General features: G+C 51.7%; 13 protein-coding genes. 7 read left to right on the top strand and 6 right to left on the bottom strand.

Going from position 1 to position 16076, the window contains the following annotated elements:
- Positions 1 to 42: 42 nt before the first annotated feature.
- Positions 43 to 513: a DUF1203 domain-containing protein gene (locus K5Y30_RS19150; protein ID WP_222212885.1), complete on the bottom strand. Its 471-nt coding sequence runs from the start codon at positions 511 to 513 to the stop codon at positions 43 to 45.
- 327 nt (positions 514 to 840) lie between these two features.
- On the opposite strand from K5Y30_RS19150, the gene K5Y30_RS19145 reads away from it, so the two are divergent.
- Positions 841 to 1293, top strand: a complete 453-nt coding sequence (locus tag K5Y30_RS19145; protein WP_222212883.1) for a GNAT family N-acetyltransferase — start codon at positions 841 to 843, stop codon at positions 1291 to 1293.
- Positions 1294 to 1535: 242 nt separating this feature from the next.
- Here K5Y30_RS19145 and K5Y30_RS19140 read toward each other — a convergent pair whose 3' ends face one another.
- Together K5Y30_RS19140 and aspT are read right to left on the bottom strand one after the other, a co-directional pair.
- On the bottom strand, positions 1536 to 3131 hold the full coding sequence (locus K5Y30_RS19140; RefSeq protein WP_222212881.1) for a bifunctional aspartate transaminase/aspartate 4-decarboxylase: 1596 nt from the start codon (positions 3129 to 3131) through the stop codon (positions 1536 to 1538).
- A gap of 34 nt (positions 3132 to 3165) precedes the next feature.
- On the bottom strand, positions 3166 to 4857 hold the full coding sequence (gene aspT, locus K5Y30_RS19135) for an aspartate-alanine antiporter (RefSeq protein ID WP_222212879.1): 1692 nt from the start codon (positions 4855 to 4857) through the stop codon (positions 3166 to 3168).
- 511 nt (positions 4858 to 5368) lie between these two features.
- On the opposite strand from aspT, the gene K5Y30_RS19130 reads away from it, so the two are divergent.
- Positions 5369 to 5893, top strand: a complete 525-nt coding sequence (locus K5Y30_RS19130) for a phenolic acid decarboxylase (RefSeq protein WP_222212877.1) — start codon at positions 5369 to 5371, stop codon at positions 5891 to 5893.
- 228 nt (positions 5894 to 6121) lie between these two features.
- Here the strand turns inward: K5Y30_RS19130 and K5Y30_RS19125 are convergent, their stop codons facing one another.
- Positions 6122 to 6589: a hypothetical protein gene (locus K5Y30_RS19125; protein ID WP_222212875.1), complete on the bottom strand. Its 468-nt coding sequence runs from the start codon at positions 6587 to 6589 to the stop codon at positions 6122 to 6124.
- Between the two features lie 614 nt (positions 6590 to 7203).
- Between K5Y30_RS19125 and K5Y30_RS19120 the strand changes: the two genes are divergently transcribed.
- From K5Y30_RS19120 to K5Y30_RS19110, 3 genes are all read left to right on the top strand, one after another.
- Positions 7204 to 8904 (top strand): ABC-F family ATP-binding cassette domain-containing protein, encoded by a 1701-nt coding sequence (locus K5Y30_RS19120; protein WP_222212873.1) that lies wholly within the window; start codon positions 7204 to 7206, stop codon positions 8902 to 8904.
- Positions 8905 to 9166: 262 nt separating this feature from the next.
- Complete coding sequence (locus tag K5Y30_RS19115) at positions 9167 to 10339, top strand: efflux RND transporter periplasmic adaptor subunit (RefSeq protein ID WP_222212871.1); 1173 nt, start codon at positions 9167 to 9169, stop codon at positions 10337 to 10339.
- A complete protein-coding gene (locus K5Y30_RS19110) occupies positions 10336 to 12273 on the top strand; it encodes a MacB family efflux pump subunit (protein WP_222212869.1) in 1938 nt (645 codons plus the stop codon). The genes K5Y30_RS19115 and K5Y30_RS19110 overlap by 4 nt, the downstream gene beginning before the upstream one ends.
- Positions 12274 to 12329: 56 nt before the next feature.
- On the opposite strand, the gene K5Y30_RS19105 is transcribed toward K5Y30_RS19110, so the two are convergent.
- Positions 12330 to 13157: a MurR/RpiR family transcriptional regulator gene (locus K5Y30_RS19105; protein WP_222212867.1), complete on the bottom strand. Its 828-nt coding sequence runs from the start codon at positions 13155 to 13157 to the stop codon at positions 12330 to 12332.
- Positions 13158 to 13309: 152 nt separating this feature from the next.
- Here K5Y30_RS19105 and K5Y30_RS19100 point away from each other — a divergent pair, with 152 nt between their 5' ends.
- Together K5Y30_RS19100 and K5Y30_RS19095 are read left to right on the top strand one after the other, a co-directional pair.
- On the top strand, positions 13310 to 14869 hold the full coding sequence (locus K5Y30_RS19100; RefSeq protein ID WP_222212865.1) for a PTS transporter subunit EIIC: 1560 nt from the start codon (positions 13310 to 13312) through the stop codon (positions 14867 to 14869).
- A complete protein-coding gene (locus K5Y30_RS19095) occupies positions 14866 to 15555 on the top strand; it encodes an N-acetylmannosamine-6-phosphate 2-epimerase (protein WP_222212863.1) in 690 nt (229 codons plus the stop codon). The genes K5Y30_RS19100 and K5Y30_RS19095 overlap by 4 nt, the downstream gene beginning before the upstream one ends.
- Positions 15556 to 15757: 202 nt before the next feature.
- Here K5Y30_RS19095 and K5Y30_RS19090 read toward each other — a convergent pair whose 3' ends face one another.
- A complete protein-coding gene (locus K5Y30_RS19090; protein ID WP_110866789.1) occupies positions 15758 to 16069 on the bottom strand; it encodes a cupin domain-containing protein in 312 nt (103 codons plus the stop codon).
- Positions 16070 to 16076: the final 7 nt, after the last annotated feature.

Genomic DNA, 16076 nt, shown 5'->3' with positions numbered 1-16076 from the left:
AGTGCTTCACTGAACCGCTGTAGGCTCTTCTATTTTGTAATTTCATTCAAAACGCTCAGCCAAACATGCGTAGCATCCCTGTTTCGTATTGTGTATCTGGATATAGCTAATCTGCGGGTCGGCAAAGAAAATCTCTATGAAATTTTCTACAGCTTGGCCCTCGCAAATATCTGCCTTTATTAGAAAGTGCTTTTCGTTATATGCTCGTAATGAAAGGACTCTGCCATTCATAACTTCAGGTAATTCGTTGATATAAATTCCTTGCTCGGTACATCCCTCCCAAATATATATTGCATTAGAGCCGCGATAGGGTGTATCTGCTGGCTGATAAATGTGGTTGATAAGCAGAGCGGTTTCGCCAACAGGTATATCGCATAATGAGATCCTGTCGGGATAACCGGGGTAACTAGTGACAATTTGTCTTACTGCTCCGTATCTTCTCAGATAGCCATCACTACGCCCAAAAAGATGAGTAAACTTCTCGGTTCTAAGGCCAGAAATTCTACATTTCATGATGCCTCCAGTAGTATCAGCATCACCTTAGTGGTTTTTCTAAGAAGAAACTCGCTGTTTCCGGTCAGGGAAATATTGGTTATTTGCGAGTATGTAATTTTCGCATAATGGCCGCTCCCCATTGCTCAACACAGATTGTTATTAGCTACTTCAGCTCCTGGCACGAAGCGGACGCGGACGCGCATGCCACGTCTACTATGAGCGAAGAGCGGACATTGCATCCCCGATAAAGTCAGGGATCAGTGTTGTCCCATTATCTGTTCTGAAATGGTGATTTTTCAGACAGCGTACTTTATTCTGGTTGAACTCCCTTTACAGGATCTAACCATGATAACCGTAGAGAAATCAGATCCATTTTCTTCAGAATCCCATCGCTTAATCGAAATGCTGTCAGCTGAACTTGCCGCTATTACTGGCGATAATGGCAAAACCAACTTCAACGTTCAAGCTATGAACAATGACAAAGCATTATGGGTATTGGCAAAAAATGCATATGGCGATGCGATAGGATGCGGTGCAATCCGCCCATTAACACAAAACATAGCCGAGCTTAAAAGAATGTTTTCAGACCGAAGCGAGCCAGGAGTAGGTCGTGCTTTACTCACTTTTCTGGAAACTTCCGCAAAACAAATGGGATATCGTGAACTAAAGCTGGAAACACGATATATCAATCATCGGGCCATCAGTTTTTACGAGAGAAATGGATACATCCAAATTGAGAATTATGGCCCATACGTAGGTAGAGAAGAGGCTATCTGCTTCTCAAAGGTATTGTGCTGATTATATTTATCAGACCTCACTTCCGCTTCTGGCACAGGGCTGCTGTTGCAGCCCTCATGAATTAGACTTCATTCGATTCAGATATCTCAAGGGCATCATCGACTTCAATGCCAAGGTCACAAATAAGGGCTGCAATGCAACCCTTTGAAAGTGAAATTTTAGGTTTAAGTTTCTGCTTTATCTGAAAAATTACAGTGTATTTTCATCCCTGAAAACAAAAGCGCCTTAACTTAATTAACTATTTATTTTCTCTTCGCTCCGGAACGGTATTTTTCATAATATTGCTCCATCAATTTTCTTAATGACTTACCGATGGCGGCGTACTCATATTCATTTAAGTTAGCCAGAGATATGCGCCCCGCGGGCTTCAGACTGCCGAATCCGGTTCCCGGAAGCATGACTATTCCCGTCTCTTCGGCAATTCGGAACAGGATATCGGTCGGATTGAGCGTTTTATTCACCCAGCCTGCGAACTCGTCGCCGTAAACCTGTCGGGATATCGCCTCGAGATCCAGCAATGTGTAATAATCTACGGCTTCTTCAGTATCGATATGCGTTATACCCAGCTCGCGATACAGCACAGCCTGACGGCGACGAATAATTTCTGACACCGCAGCTTTATATCCATTCGCCCCATCCATAAGGGCAAAAAGACTGAACAACACCATCTGCACCTGTTGCGGGGTGGATAATCCGGCGGTGTGATTTAGTGCCACGCTTCTGCTGTCGGCCACCACCCGGTCAAGAAAGCGTAATCCGGGTACATCCGGAGTCAGCGAACCGTAGCGCTGGTCAAGACGCTTTTTTTCCACATCACTGATTTTACCCAGTTTCTCATCAAGGACATTGAGCTGATGAGTCGCGATTACACCCAGACGCCAGCCCGTTGCTCCAAAATACTTCGAAAAGGAGTATACCAGAATCGTGTTCTGCGGACAGGTGGCGAACAGTGATTTGAAGTCGTTGGCGAAAGTTCCATATACATCATCGGTAATAATAATGAGATCTGGACGCTGCTCAACAATGCTGACCATTTTCTCGAGCGTACGCTCATCCATTTTGACTGAAGCAGGGTTGCTCGGATTAACACAGAAAAAGATTTTTATCGCAGGATCCAGCAACTTATTCAGCTCTTCATCGGGATACTGCCAGTTATCATCCGGGGACGCATTAATCATTACGCTTTCCAGACGGTAGTCTTCCAGCTGCGGAATTTCGATGTACGGGGTAAATATTGGTGCTCCCATTGCCACTTTATCACCGGCAGTGACCAGGCCATTCGTACGCAGCGTGTTAAAGAGGTAGGTCATGGCGGCTGTGCCCCCTTCAACTGCGAACAGGTCGACATCTTCAGCTGAAATCAGGCCACCGATCATCTCTTTAACGATATATTCACGCGTGATTTTTTCACTGAGAGCCAGCATTCGCGGCGGAACCGGATAATTAGAACCGAGAATGCCTTCCACCATTTCATGTAAAAAATCCGAAGCGGAAAGTCCTAACTGGTCCCGTACATAGCTTACTGCTCGTGATAAAAAAGCCACGCCCGGCTGCTCATGGCCACGTGCCAGGAATGCATCAAAACGCGCCTCGATCCCCTCAATGTGCGGTAACCCTCCAATCCCATGCGGCAGGTAAGAGTAAGAACGCTCCGCCTCTTCGGTAGCAAACAATCCAAGGCGCCAGAAAGCACGGCGTGGCAAGGTGGCAAGAAAGTTGGGATTTCCTCTGCCGGCATTCAGCATCAGGCGGTCGGGTTTGCCCGAAGCTAACTTAATCAGGGCGTCTTTAAGTTCGAAGGGACTAAGTGATGCATATTGTTCGTAAGGATTTGACATAGAAAACATCTCCAGATGATGAAGCATTTAAACGTCATACCAGGGCGACGATCAGCGGGCCCAGCAGGGTAAGAAACACATTTGCCAGACCGTAGGTCACAGCAAATGGCGCAGTCGGAATGGCATTACCAGCTTTATCAAGAATTTCGCCAAAAGCAGGATTGGCGCTGCGGGTACCAGACAACGCACCGGCAAATATCGCCGTATTGTCATAGCGCAGCAGGTAGCGGCCGATCAATAAGGTGATCATCAGGGGGACAACAGTAACCACAATGCCGATCAGGAAAATAGAAATACCGTTGTTCCTGACGGTCTCTACGGCCTGCAGGCCAGACTGTAAACCAACCACGGCAACGAATCCTGCCAGGCCCAGATCGCGAAGCAGGCCAGAGGCTGGCAAAGGCATATTTCCTGTCAGGGGCTTCCGCGCTTGATACCATCCAAACAGCAAGCCAGAAAGCAATGCACCGCCGCCACTGCCGAGCGTCAAAGGAACAGAACCGATGCGAAGTACCAGTAATCCCAGCAGCAGACCAAACGCAAGGCCAAAACCGTGGAACATCAAATCCGTTTTGGGGCTTTTTAGCAGCACCGGTCCTGCCAGCGCAACTGCGCGCTGGATATCCTGCTCGCTGCCATAGAGCGTCACAACGTCATTGCGCTCGATTACGAAGTCATCTTTAAAAGGCAGCACTGTCTCACCGCGCTTAAGCGCGGTCACATAGATACCGTGACGTACATCGCCCGAAATTTGGTTACGCAGTTCATCCACCCTTTTGCCCGTCAGCGCGGGATTGGTCAGTAAGACTTCGGATGTCTTCATCGTCATTTCCGGCCCATCCTCCGCATTCAGCTCTTTTCCAAGGGAGGGTGCGAGGGCCACAATACCTTTGCGGCGGCCTACAAGGAGCAGCACGTCGTTATCATTAAGCGGCATGTCAGGCGTAACGGCGATGACTTTATCGCCGCGTTTAATGCGTTCAACGGTAACCGGGAAAAGTGGATTAGCTAACGCTTCAATCTGAGCAACGCTTCTGCCTGCTGCCGGTCCTACCAGAAACACCCTTCCTACCAGTTCAGGTAAAGCAGGCATCTGACCTGGCGCCAGTATGATTGCGCCATGCATCAGTTCCTGTTCAGCTTTTATTGCGTCTTCACGAATAGAGCGCCCCATAATTTTGGGAAGAATGTTAACGCAGATAATGATGGCACCCAGGGAGCCGAAGATGTATGTCACCGCATATCCCACCGCGACATTCCCCTGCATCTGCTGGAGCTGTGCTGGATCAAGATTCAGTTTTGCGATGGCGGCACTGGCAGTACCGATAATCGCTGACTGGGTTAACGCACCAGCGGCGATGCCGGCCGCAATTCCCTTGTCCAGCGCAAATATTTTTGCCATCACGACAAGAGTGGCTAAGGAAGATACAACCAGAACCAACGCAAGGGCGATCTCACGCAATGTCCGCCGGCCCAGAGAGGAGAAAAATTTGGGGCCACTTTCGAAGCCCACAGCGTAAATAAAAACGGCAAATAGAACGTTTTTAATGCCGCTGTCGATGGTGATACCAACCTGGCTTATCAGCACGGCAATGAGCAATGCTCCGGCGACGCCACCAAGCTGGAAAGCGCCCAGTTTAAATTTACCGATCCACGTGCCTACAGCGAGAGAAAGAAAAAGCGCCAGCTCCGGTGATAATCGAAAAACTTCATGAATCAAATCCATAGAAATATATCCCGCAGAGAAAATTCTTAGGGCTCAGGCATATTTTTCTGCCTGAAGAGTGATTATTCAGTTAGAAGAAACGTCAGCGTTTGATGCTTATCTCAGGGTAGCTTTATAATTTACTTTCGCAAATTTAAACCCTAAGAATCAGGTTTAAGGTAGTGCAAAATACTGATAAATAGTCTAATTTTAATCGTTACATTGTGAAGGCGAACCGGCAATTTATTACATACGGTTAACCTTTTTATTCATTTTGCGACTGAGTCAAACTATTTAGCATTATAAAATGGTTAATCATTATGGAAAATTCATGCAAAGTGGCTATATTATCCCTAAGCAAATGACCTGTATCTGTCATCTAAGTGCTAATATTATGTAAATAATTGATATGCAAATGCTTGCGCATTGTTTCATAAAATGCTCACCACGTGACGCTACAGTATTTAGATTACGCGGGTGCAGCAAGTAACACTCCACACTTCGCCACTCTATCGGAAAATATGAGGTCGTTATGTCAAGTGAAACAGTTAATGATATATCAAAAGACTTATCCGCCTTTGTAGGGACGCATTTTGTCTATACCTATGATAATGGATGGAAATATGAATGGTATGCGCGTAATGACAATACGTGTGATTACAGGATTCATCAGGGGTTGGTAGGTGGTCGATGGGTGACAAATCAAAAAATGAATGCCGTGCAGTTCGCACCTGGCATTTATAAAGTCGACTGGCATGAGCCGACAGGAACCTGTGTGAGCCTGTTATTTGACATTGAAAGAAGAATCATTCATGGCACCATTTTCTTTCCTCAATGGATTGCAGGTGAAAATCAACATCCTGAAAAAACAATTTGTTATCAAAACGAGTTTACTGAGGATATGCATCGCTTCCGCGATGAAGGACCGGCATATCCCTATGTTGTGATACCCGAATTTGCCAGGGTCACGTATATGAAAAATGAAGGGCCTGATAATGATGCTGTTATTAATATGCCCCCAGGTCAACTTCCGGATGATTTCTTCGATGGGAAGTAATTAATTACCGCGCCAGGGAAGGTGCCTGTACAGAAAAAATTGCAAAACGCAGCTTGTAATTTTCATATTGTAGCAGTCAAAGGTGACAATATTTTAAGAAGATTTTTTATTTTTGCTTTTAATGGTTCTTCTGCTGTTTATAAATTACCATGCGCCAATATTGCTATCTGCTCATGGAACAAAAGGATAGCTGGGAAGGCACCGTCCGCTAAGAGCGAGAAGCTGAAGTTAAACTGATGGTGAATTTCGAGTCGATTTTAATTCCCGAACAACAGAATGCGGTAAGCAACGTCCAGATACTATGGATGAGTAATCTCGGTCAGTATCATCAGTTATCTTACAGGTGCATTGAAAAGGTTCGCCTGAGTTGGTGTCTTCGTACAATTTTGCATGTTTCGCATTAACGTTAAAGTCGATCATAATGACCGCGTTGCTTACCCAGAGGCTAGGTAATTTCTGTTTAAATAAAAGGTTTTTGAGCATTTCAGCGTAGCGGTGAACCGTGTAGATTTGCAAATTAGATGCAGGGTTGGTCATAGGAAAGGTGAGAGGAAAAGTTATTGAAGTAAGGCCGTTATCAAGAGCGAACGATCTAATCTGTCCTATTGACCAGTATCCATTAAAGTCGTTGTTTCTGCTAACAAAACTCTCATTAATACTATTAGCTATACCTTTTAATTCACTACGACGTGCCATAAGTTACTTCCTGATACTGCCCATAATCATTTTGAGCAACTTTAACGTTCATTAACATGAGGGCACAACCTCTAAGGCTTCCTTATGAGCTTAGGAGGATTATCAGCAATTACCACTGGCGATTAATTAAGTCCGCTCTTGGCACAAAGCGGCCTTCCACACTTTCTTTTGGTCTGCCATCTAATAAGAAAACCCAAGCTTAAAAGGCAGAATATTTTTCGACCAGTTTTGCTGGAGTTTTGCAGAAGACCTCTGACGTCCATTTTCACCGAGCTGGCTCATTATCGATGCCAGCACCCGACCCGGCACGTCATAGCGATCGCTGCCACATCTCTGGCATTTATCACTGGAAAGTGCCGCTTTTCGCCACTATTATCAGCTTACTTATTCACCCACTGATAACTAAGGAGGATTACTATGCTGCTGTGTGAATTGTTTCTTTACTCACACTTCTATAGTAATTGGCCGCGTTCAGGCATTTCCGCACTCGTGCTGCGATAATCCGTCCTGAGCGAAGTTTACTGAAAATCTAATCCCTTCCTCCGGCTTACCGGGTTGTCGTCAGCGATTTCTGATGTCGGGCCTTTTTGCGCCTGCAACTTATGAGTAAGCACATGAGCACATTATTATCCGCCCACGCTGTCGGCTTCGATAATGCCTTCGGCACGCTGTTTCACGATATTCATTTCAGCCTGAAAAAAGGCGATCGCATCGGTTTGCTGGGTGATAACGGCACCGGTAAAAGCACCTTATTGAAAATTCTCAGTGGTGAACTGGAAGCCAGCCACGGCAGCGTTACGCCGGCTAATCACTGTTTACTGGCGCGCATCGAGCAGCATCTGCCAACAGAACTGCATAATGATTCGCTGTTGGATGGCGTAATGGCGCGCCTGCCGGAACAAGCCGATCGCTGGCGCGCCGAAGCGCTGCTGGGTAGCTTGGGTTTCTCGGCTGATCAACAAACGCAAACCGCCGCGACCTTAAGTGGTGGCCAGCATATGCGCCTGCTGCTGGCGCGCGCGCTGATCCTGCAACCTGATCTGCTGCTGCTCGATGAACCCAGCAACCACCTCGATTTGCCAACGCTGTTATGGCTGGAGAATTTCCTTAACGGCTGGAGCGGCAGCTTCGTTCTGGTTTCCCATGACAGCACTTTGCTCGATCGGGTTACCAACTGCAGCTGGATTCTGCGCGATCGCGGTCTGCAATTCTTCCGTCTGCCCTGCAGCGCGGCGCGTCTGGCGCTGGATGAGCAGGATGAAGCGGATGCGCAGCGCTATCAGGCTGAGCAGAAGGAGATCGAGCGCGTCGAGAAGAGCGCCAAACGACTGGCGATTTGGGGTCGCACCTACGATAACGAAGGTTTATCGCGCAAGGCGCAGCAGATGGAGAAGCGCGCCGGCTGGTTGAAAGAGGCACAAACCACGCTGAGCGAAGGATCGCTGTGGCAGCTGCAACTGCAAGGTGAAGCGCTGGATGCCGATCGCGTAATGGCATTGCCGGAGATGTCGATTCATCCAGCCGATGACGCGCCTGCACTGTTTTCATTGCCGACGCTGCAGGTGAAAAGTGGCGATCGCGTGGCGATTGTTGGCCGCAACGGTTGCGGTAAGTCGTCGCTGCTGCGGCACTTATGGCGTGAATATCAACAAGCCGATAGTGCGCTGTTTCATCCCCGCGTGCGCCTCGGTTATTACGATCAAAGTCTGCATCAGCTGCACGATGCGGAAACGCTAAGTGACGCGCTGGCGCATTTTGCGCCGCTCAGCGATGAGCAGCGCAAGATGGCACTGATCGGTGCGGGTTTTCCGTATCTGCGTCATCAGCAGCTGATTGGATCACTCAGCGGCGGCGAGCGCTCGCGCTTATTGTTTGTCGGGCTGACGCTGGCGCGCTATTCGCTGCTATTGCTTGATGAACCTACCAACCATCTGGATATGGTAGGTAAAGAGGAGCTGGCGGAGGCGCTGAATCAGTTCGAGGGCGCGGTGTTGCTGGTGTCGCACGATCGTCAGTTAATCGCCAACAGCTGCAATCGTTTCTGGCTGATAGAGGACGAGCAACTCAGCCAGTGGCACGATTTTGACGCGGTGACCGAGCGCCTGCGTGCTGAGCAGGTGATATCCATGTCTGAGGTTGTTGCACCTGCGGCGACGGAAAACGCGTTGGACGAAGATGCTTTATTGCTGGCGTTGCTGGAGGTGGAAAGCAAGCTGGATGAGGATCTGGCGCGCAAGCCGAAGCATCAGAAACCGGCGTTGCAGTCGCAGTGGCGTGAGGAGATCGCGAAGCTGAAAACCCAGCTCGATCTATAGTGAAACGGTCGCCATAAATGGCGACCCTACCGCGCGTTTCTTAAGGTGGTCAATTATGACCACCTATTTTCCGGTGGCCATTCATGGCCACCCTACGCCCAAACAGTGACTCAGATACGCAGTAAACGACTCAGCCGCCATTTCAAATCGGAAAAATTTAATCATTTTTCAACCAGCGCGCATTACCCAGATAAATCCGGCGAATTTTCTCCAGTTTGTTCCCTTTAGTGATTATGATTCTCACTTCATAAAAGGGACGCTTATGCTCAATATCTCAAAAAAGTGGCTACTCGCCACGCTCGCTGCTGTCATTCTCCTGCTGTTGATCTGGCATTTCGCCGGTTCACGCCATAAACCTAACGCGGTGGTCACCGCCGAAGTGCGTCAGGGAAATATCGAAAACGTGATTGCTGCCACCGGCAAAATGGATGCGGTTGAACGCGTCAACGTCGGTGCGCAGGTTTCTGGTCAGGTGAAAAAGCTCTATATCAAAGCCGGCGATAGCGTCAGCAAAGGCCAGCTAATCGCCGAAATTGACGATCAACCACAGCGCAGCGATTTGCGTAACGCGCAGGCGGCGCTCAGCGTGGCGCAGGCCGATCTGGAAACCCGCGAAGCCGCGCTGGTGCGACAGCAAGCGCAATATCAGCGCTTGCAGCAGATGATTAAAACCAATGCGATCTCGCGTCAGGATTTTGATACCGCCGAACAAGACTGGCGCAGTGCACGCGCCGAGCTAACCGCGCAAAAAGCGCGCGTGATTCAGGCGCAGATTGAGGTGGATAAGAAGCAGCTCGATCTCGGCTATACCCGCATCATGGCGCCAATGGACGGCACGGTCATCGCCATCGTCACTAAGCAAGGTCAAACGGTGAATGCGGTACAAACCGCGCCGACCATCGCTAAGCTGGCGCAGCTCGGCACCATGACGATTAAAGTGCAGATCTCCGAAGCCGACATCAACAACGTGCAGCCCGGCCAGCAAGCGTGGTTCACCACCTTCTCCAATCCAGACAAGCGCTACAACGCGACTCTGCGCAGCCTCGAACTGGCACCGGAATCGGTGATGAAAGATGACGCGCTGATGGGCAATAGCGAAAGCACACCGAGCAGCAGCAACGCCGCGGTCTATTACAACGCGCTGCTGGATGTGCCAAACCCCGACAACGCGCTGCGCATCTCCATGACGGCGCAGGTCAATCTGCTGCGTGATTCCGCCAAAGAGGCATTGCTGGTGCCGGTGCAGGCGACGAAGAAAGATGCGGATGGCAAAACCTATGTGGAAATCCCCGATCAGGATAATCAGCCGGTGAAACGCATCATCACCACTGGCATCACTGACAGCGTTGATATTCAGGTACTGAGCGGATTAAAAGTCGGCGAGAAAGTGATCCTTGCCACGCAGACGGCGGGCGCCGACAAGGTGGTGATGTGAATATCATCGAACTGAAAAACATTCAGCGCAGCTATGTTAACGGTTCGCAATCTCTGCATGTGCTGAAAGACATAAATCTGAGTATCGCCAGCGGTGAACTGGTGGCGATTATCGGGCCGTCCGGTTCGGGTAAATCAACGCTGCTGAATATTCTCGGCTGCCTTGATGCGCCGGATAGCGGCGACTATTTCATTAGTGGCCAGAACACCGCCACGCTGTCGCCGGATGCATTGGCGAAAGTGCGCCGCGAGCATATCGGCTTTATCTTCCAGCGTTATCATCTGATGCCGGATCTCAGCGCCTTGAGCAACGTCGAGATTCCGTCGATCTACGCCAATCTGCAGGGCAAAGCGCGGCTGCAGCGCGCGGCGGATCTGCTGGCGCGTTTAGGTTTGCAGGGCCGCGAGCATCACAAGCCGGGCGAGCTGTCCGGCGGCCAGCAGCAGCGCGTCAGTATTGCGCGCGCGCTGATTAACGGTGCCGAAATCATTCTTGCCGATGAACCGACCGGCGCGCTGGATTCGCACTCCGGCGAAGAGGTGCTGCGCATCCTGCACGATCTCAATCGCGAAGGTCACACGGTGATCATCGTGACGCACGACATGAAAGTGGCGCAGCACGCCGATCGCATCATTGAGATTCAGGACGGCGAGATTTTTGCCGATAGCGGCCGCAAACAGGATGCAACGCGCGCGCAATATGCACCCGCCGCGCGTAAAAGTCAGAGCAAGCTGCGCGGGTTTCTCGATCGCTTACGTGAATCATTGCGCATGGCGCTGAATGCGATGAACGCGCATCGACTGCGCACTGCGCTGACCATGACCGGGATTATTTTTGGCATCGCGGCGGTGGTCACGGTGGTGGCGCTCGGCCAGGGCGCGCGGCAAAAAACGCTAGAGAGTATTTCCGGGCTCGGCACCAACGTGGTGTCGATCTATGCCGGCGGTGATTTCGTCGAGGATGAAGCGCATCCGGTATTGACGCTGGTGATGGCGGATGCCGACGTGATTGGGCGTCAGCAGTTTGTCGCGGCGGTCAGCCCGGAGATGATCGCCAATCAGCCGATTCGCTATCTCTCCAACGCCTCCAAAACCTCGGTGTACGGCGTCGGTAAGGAGTATTTCCAGATTCAGGGCATTAAATTGCTGGAAGGCAGCAACTTCAGCGATGAACGTCACGCGCGTCAGGAGATCATTATCGATACCAACACGCGCAACAAACTGTTTGGCGAACACGGGGAAAGCCCAATTGGCAAGATGGTCGTGCTGGGTTCGGTGCCGGTGCGCGTGATTGGCGTGGCGGATAATAACGATGGCATGTCGCCCAATCGCCTCAGCGTGTGGCTGCCGTGGAGCACCGTGATGTACCGCATCAGCGGGCAAACCGCGCTAACCAGCATCAGCATTAAGCTGAAGGACGATGTGGTGAGCGGCCCGGCGGTGGAATCGCTGACGCAACTGCTAACCGCGCGTCACGGCAGCAAAGATTTCCTGGTGTTCAACCGCGACAAATACCGCAAAGCGATTGAAGATGCTGCCGCGACATTAACGCTGTTGATTCTGCTGGTCGCCTCGATTGCGCTGATGATTGGCAGCATCGGCGTGATGAATATCATGCTGGTCTCGGTAACGGAGCGTACCCATGAAATCGGCGTGCGCATGGCGGTGGGCGCACGGCGCGGCGACATCATGCAGCAGTTTATGATCGAAGCGGTTTTGGTCTGTCTGGTGGGCGGATCGCTCGGCGTCGCGCTAGCGCTAGTGATTGGACCGATTATCAGCCTGCTGGCGGGCGGCATGATCACGGCGATCTTCTCGTGGCAGTCCGCGGGCGCGGCCTTTGCCTGCTCCACCATCATCGGCATGATTTTTGGTTATTTGCCCGCGCGCAAAGCAGCACGCATGGATCCGGTAGCGGCACTAGCTAGCGAATAATATTTTTTTCTCCGTAGGGTCGCCATTCATGGCGACCTCCCCCCATCCCACTCAAATCACATCAACATCGGCAAGGTCGCCGTTGCCGTTTGCTGGCTCGCCGCCAGATAACTGGCATCATGCGTCATTAACTCGTTAATCAACACTTCCACCAGCAGCATCGCGCCCACTTTACCGCTCAGCGCGCCGGCGTTGAACGGGCCTTCCGGCCGCGCAGCCACCAGCAGCATATCGGCTAAACTGCCCATCGGGCTGCGTAGCGTGTTGCTCAACATCAGCACGCGCGCGTTTTGCTTCTTCGCCACCTTCACCACATGCATCACATCTTTGGTCGAACCGGAAGCAGAGATGGCGATCACCAAATCGCCCTCTCTTAGCGTCGAGGCATTCATCGCCGCGCGATGCATATCCCCAAACAGCTGCGCCGATTTACCCAGGCGCAACAGGCGATAGTGCAGATATTCACCGGTAATCGCGCTGGCCGCCACGCCGTAGATCTGGATGGTTTTAGCCTGATGCAGCGCTTCCACGGCCTGCTGTAACACTTCGCGGTTAATGAATTTCCCGGTATCCCGCAGCGCCTGCACCGTCTCCTCCACCAGCATGTCGATGCTGTCACCGCTAGCAACGGCCGCGGGCTGATTGTGTTGCACATCCAGCGCCAGCGCCATTTTGAATTCGGTATAGCCTTTGCAGCCGAGATGACGACACAGCCGCGTGACGCTCGCTTCGCTGGTGTCGGTCTCGCGCGCCAGTTCAGTGATGGTGAGATACAGCACTTTCTGCGGGTTGGTGAGAATGAAATCGCCCAGCTTTTGCAGCGTCGGACTGTAGCCCGGCAAGCCCTGGCGCAGGTGCAGCAAGATGTTTTCGTTGTCCGTCATGGCGGCCTCTTCTTCACGACATTAATGGCGCACAGTGTGCAGCAGATTAGGGCATAAGTGAAAGCTATCACAATAATGATGGAAATTTTCATCTTATGAATTAGATTGTGATAATAATTTTTACCACAACATCACTTCAGGGATAAAAATTTATGTCATCACTGTTCAGCGGTGCCTCTTCAGGGGGTTGGTTTGAAAAAGCCCAGCGGTTTGGTAAGTCGTTCATGTTACCGATCGCCGTGCTACCGGCGGCCGGTTTGCTGCTGGGCATTGGCGGCGCACTCTCCAATCCCAACACCGTCAAAGCCTATCCATTCCTCGATGTCGCCTGGCTGCAAGGCATGTTCACCATCATGGCGAGCGCCGGATCGGTGGTGTTCGCCAACCTCGCGGTGCTATTTGCGGTTGGCGTAGCGGTAGGATTGGCCAAAAGCGACAAAGGCACCGCCGGATTGGCCTCGCTGCTGGCTTATCTGGTAATGAACGCCACCATCAATGCGCTGCTGACGCTGACCGGCGTGCTGGCGCAGGGCAACCTTAGCGCAGTGGGACAAGGCATGGCGCTCGGCATTCAGACGCTGGAAACCGGCGTATTTGGTGGCGTGGTGATCGGGCTGGTGACGGCCATGCTGCATAACCGTTACAACAAAATCGCCCTGCCGCAGTTCCTTGGCTTCTTCGGTGGCTCGCGCTTTGTGCCGATTATCAGCTCCTTCGTCGCCATTCTGGTGGGCGCGGCGATGACCATCGTCTGGCCGCATTTCCAGAAGCTGATTTTTGGTATGGGCGGATTGGTGGATGCCACCGGTTATTTCGGCACCTTTATTTACGGCTTCGTACTGCGCATGCTCGGCCCGTTCGGCCTGCATCACATCTTCTATCTGCCGTTCTGGACCACCGCACTCGGCGGCAGCGAAGTGATCAACGGACATCTGGTGGAAGGCACGCAGCGCATCTTCTTCGCCCAGCTTGCCGATCCCCACACGCAACAATTCTACATTGGCACCGCGCGCTATATGTCCGGGCGCTTCATCACCATGATGTTTGGCCTGATCGGCGCGTGTCTGGCGATGTACCACACTGCTAAGCCGGAAAACCGTCAACGCGTGGCCGGATTGCTGATGTCGGCGGCGCTGACTTCTTTCCTTACCGGCATCACCGAACCGATTGAGTTCTCGTTCCTGTTTGTCGCGCCGGTGCTGTATGTCATCCACGCGCTGTTTGATGGGCTGGCGTTTATGATCGCCCACATCCTGCACATCACCATCGGCCAAACCTTCTCGGGCGGCCTGATTGATTTCATTCTGTTCGGCATATTACAGGGCGAAGCGAAAACCCATTGGTGGTATGTCCCGCTGGTTGGCGTGCCGTGGTTCCTGCTCTATTACTTTACTTTTCGCTTGCTGATCACCCGCTTCAATTTCATAACGCCGGGGCGCGAAGACGCCAGCGTTGAAACTGCGCCGATGGTCGCTGGAGAACGTCCACTACAGGTGATTGCGGCTTTAGGCGGCAAGCAGAACATCGCCGAACTGGATTGCTGCGCCACCCGTCTGCGCATCACGCTCATCGACAGCAGCAAACTCGATGAAAACGCATTGAAAGCTACCGGCGCACGCGCCGTGATCCAACGTGGCAAAGGCGTGCAGGTGATTTATGGCCCGCACGTCACCATTATCAAAAATGAAGTAGAGGAGTTACTCGCGCTATGAAAGCACCGATGCTGGCCCAGATTCAGGGAAAACTGGTGGTCTCGTGTCAGGCTCTGGAAGATGAGCCGTTACACAGCCCGTTTATTATGTCGCGCATGGCGTTAGCGGCGATGGAAGGCGGTGCGGCGGCGATTCGCGCCAACAGCCTGATCGACGTGCAGCAGATTATGCAAACCGTGGATTTGCCGATTATCGCCATTATTAAGCGCGACTATCCCGGCAGCGATGTGTATATCACCGCGACGCTGCGGGAAGTGGATGAGTTGATGGTGGCGAATCCGGCGATGATTGCGCTGGATGCCACGTTACACACACGTCCCGGCGATTTGCAGCTGCCGGCGTTGGTGGCAGCGATTCGCCAACGCTATCCGCAACTGTTGCTGATGGCGGACATCGCCACGGTGGAAGAAGCGCGTCAGGCGGCGCAATTAGCTTTCGATTGTGTCGGCACCACGCTGCACGGCTACACCGCAGAAACGCAAGGCTGCTATTTGGCCGCCGATGATTGCCGCTTCCTGCACGACGTATTGGCTGCGGTAAAGGTGCCGGTGATTGCCGAGGGGAATGTTGAAACGCCGGAAATGGCGGCGCATTGTCTGGCGCTGGGCGCGCATGCGGTGGTGGTCGGCGGCGCGATTACGCGTCCACAGCAGATAACGCGCCGCTTTGTGAATGCCATCAATTAATTTTTGAGGTGCCCATTAGGCACCTCGCCTAAGGTTATCCACAATCCCCGTGCGTAGAGTCGCCGTTAACCTGTGGATAAAACTCGCCTCGCACCACACCGCGCCCGATGCGCGCAGGCGGTTACTTTTCGCACGATTGTGAATCTCAAACACGCTAAAACACTTGATGCGTTAGCGTGTTTAGGTGAGTCAGTATCCGGCGTTAAACCGAATCTTCTTTTTCGATCACTAATACGCGCGCTTCGCCTTGCGGGTGCGCAACATGCTCGGTGCCGATGCTGGCGTAAAAAATGTCGCCGCTATTCAGCAGCACTTTCTTGACCTCGCCCGCTTCGCGGTAATGCATTTCTACCGCACCATCCAGCACTGCAAACACTTCTTCGCCATCATTGATGTGCCACTTGTAAGGTTGATTGGTCCAGTGCAGACGCACACTGGTGCCGGCGAAGTTGGCGATGTCTAACGCTTCCCAGGCTATGGCAGGAGAGAAGTTTTTGCTGACGTAGGTTTTCATGCGATAT

The organism is Pantoea sp. DY-5 (assembly GCF_019795955.1).
GTDB lineage: Bacteria > Pseudomonadota > Gammaproteobacteria > Enterobacterales > Enterobacteriaceae > Pantoea > Pantoea leporis.
Note: the sequence above shows the minus strand (reverse complement) of the source record. Positions and strands in the feature narration are given on the sequence as shown.

Excerpts from the sequence above, each read along its gene's own strand:
- K5Y30_RS19150 (WP_222212885.1), bottom strand. The coding sequence starts at position 513 with ATGAAATGTAGAATTTCTGGCCTTAGAACCGAGAAGTTTACTCATCTT.
- K5Y30_RS19145 (WP_222212883.1), top strand. The coding sequence starts at position 841 with ATGATAACCGTAGAGAAATCAGATCCATTTTCTTCAGAATCCCATCGC.
- K5Y30_RS19140 (WP_222212881.1), bottom strand. The coding sequence starts at position 3,131 with ATGTCAAATCCTTACGAACAATATGCATCACTTAGTCCCTTCGAACTT.
- aspT (WP_222212879.1), bottom strand. The coding sequence starts at position 4,857 with ATGGATTTGATTCATGAAGTTTTTCGATTATCACCGGAGCTGGCGCTT.
- K5Y30_RS19130 (WP_222212877.1), top strand. The coding sequence starts at position 5,369 with ATGTCAAGTGAAACAGTTAATGATATATCAAAAGACTTATCCGCCTTT.
- K5Y30_RS19125 (WP_222212875.1), bottom strand. The coding sequence starts at position 6,589 with ATGGCACGTCGTAGTGAATTAAAAGGTATAGCTAATAGTATTAATGAG.
- K5Y30_RS19120 (WP_222212873.1), top strand. The coding sequence starts at position 7,204 with ATGAGCACATTATTATCCGCCCACGCTGTCGGCTTCGATAATGCCTTC.
- K5Y30_RS19115 (WP_222212871.1), top strand. The coding sequence starts at position 9,167 with ATGCTCAATATCTCAAAAAAGTGGCTACTCGCCACGCTCGCTGCTGTC.
- K5Y30_RS19105 (WP_222212867.1), bottom strand. The coding sequence starts at position 13,157 with ATGACGGACAACGAAAACATCTTGCTGCACCTGCGCCAGGGCTTGCCG.
- K5Y30_RS19100 (WP_222212865.1), top strand. The coding sequence starts at position 13,310 with ATGTCATCACTGTTCAGCGGTGCCTCTTCAGGGGGTTGGTTTGAAAAA.
- K5Y30_RS19095 (WP_222212863.1), top strand. The coding sequence starts at position 14,866 with ATGAAAGCACCGATGCTGGCCCAGATTCAGGGAAAACTGGTGGTCTCG.
- K5Y30_RS19090 (WP_110866789.1), bottom strand. The coding sequence starts at position 16,069 with ATGAAAACCTACGTCAGCAAAAACTTCTCTCCTGCCATAGCCTGGGAA.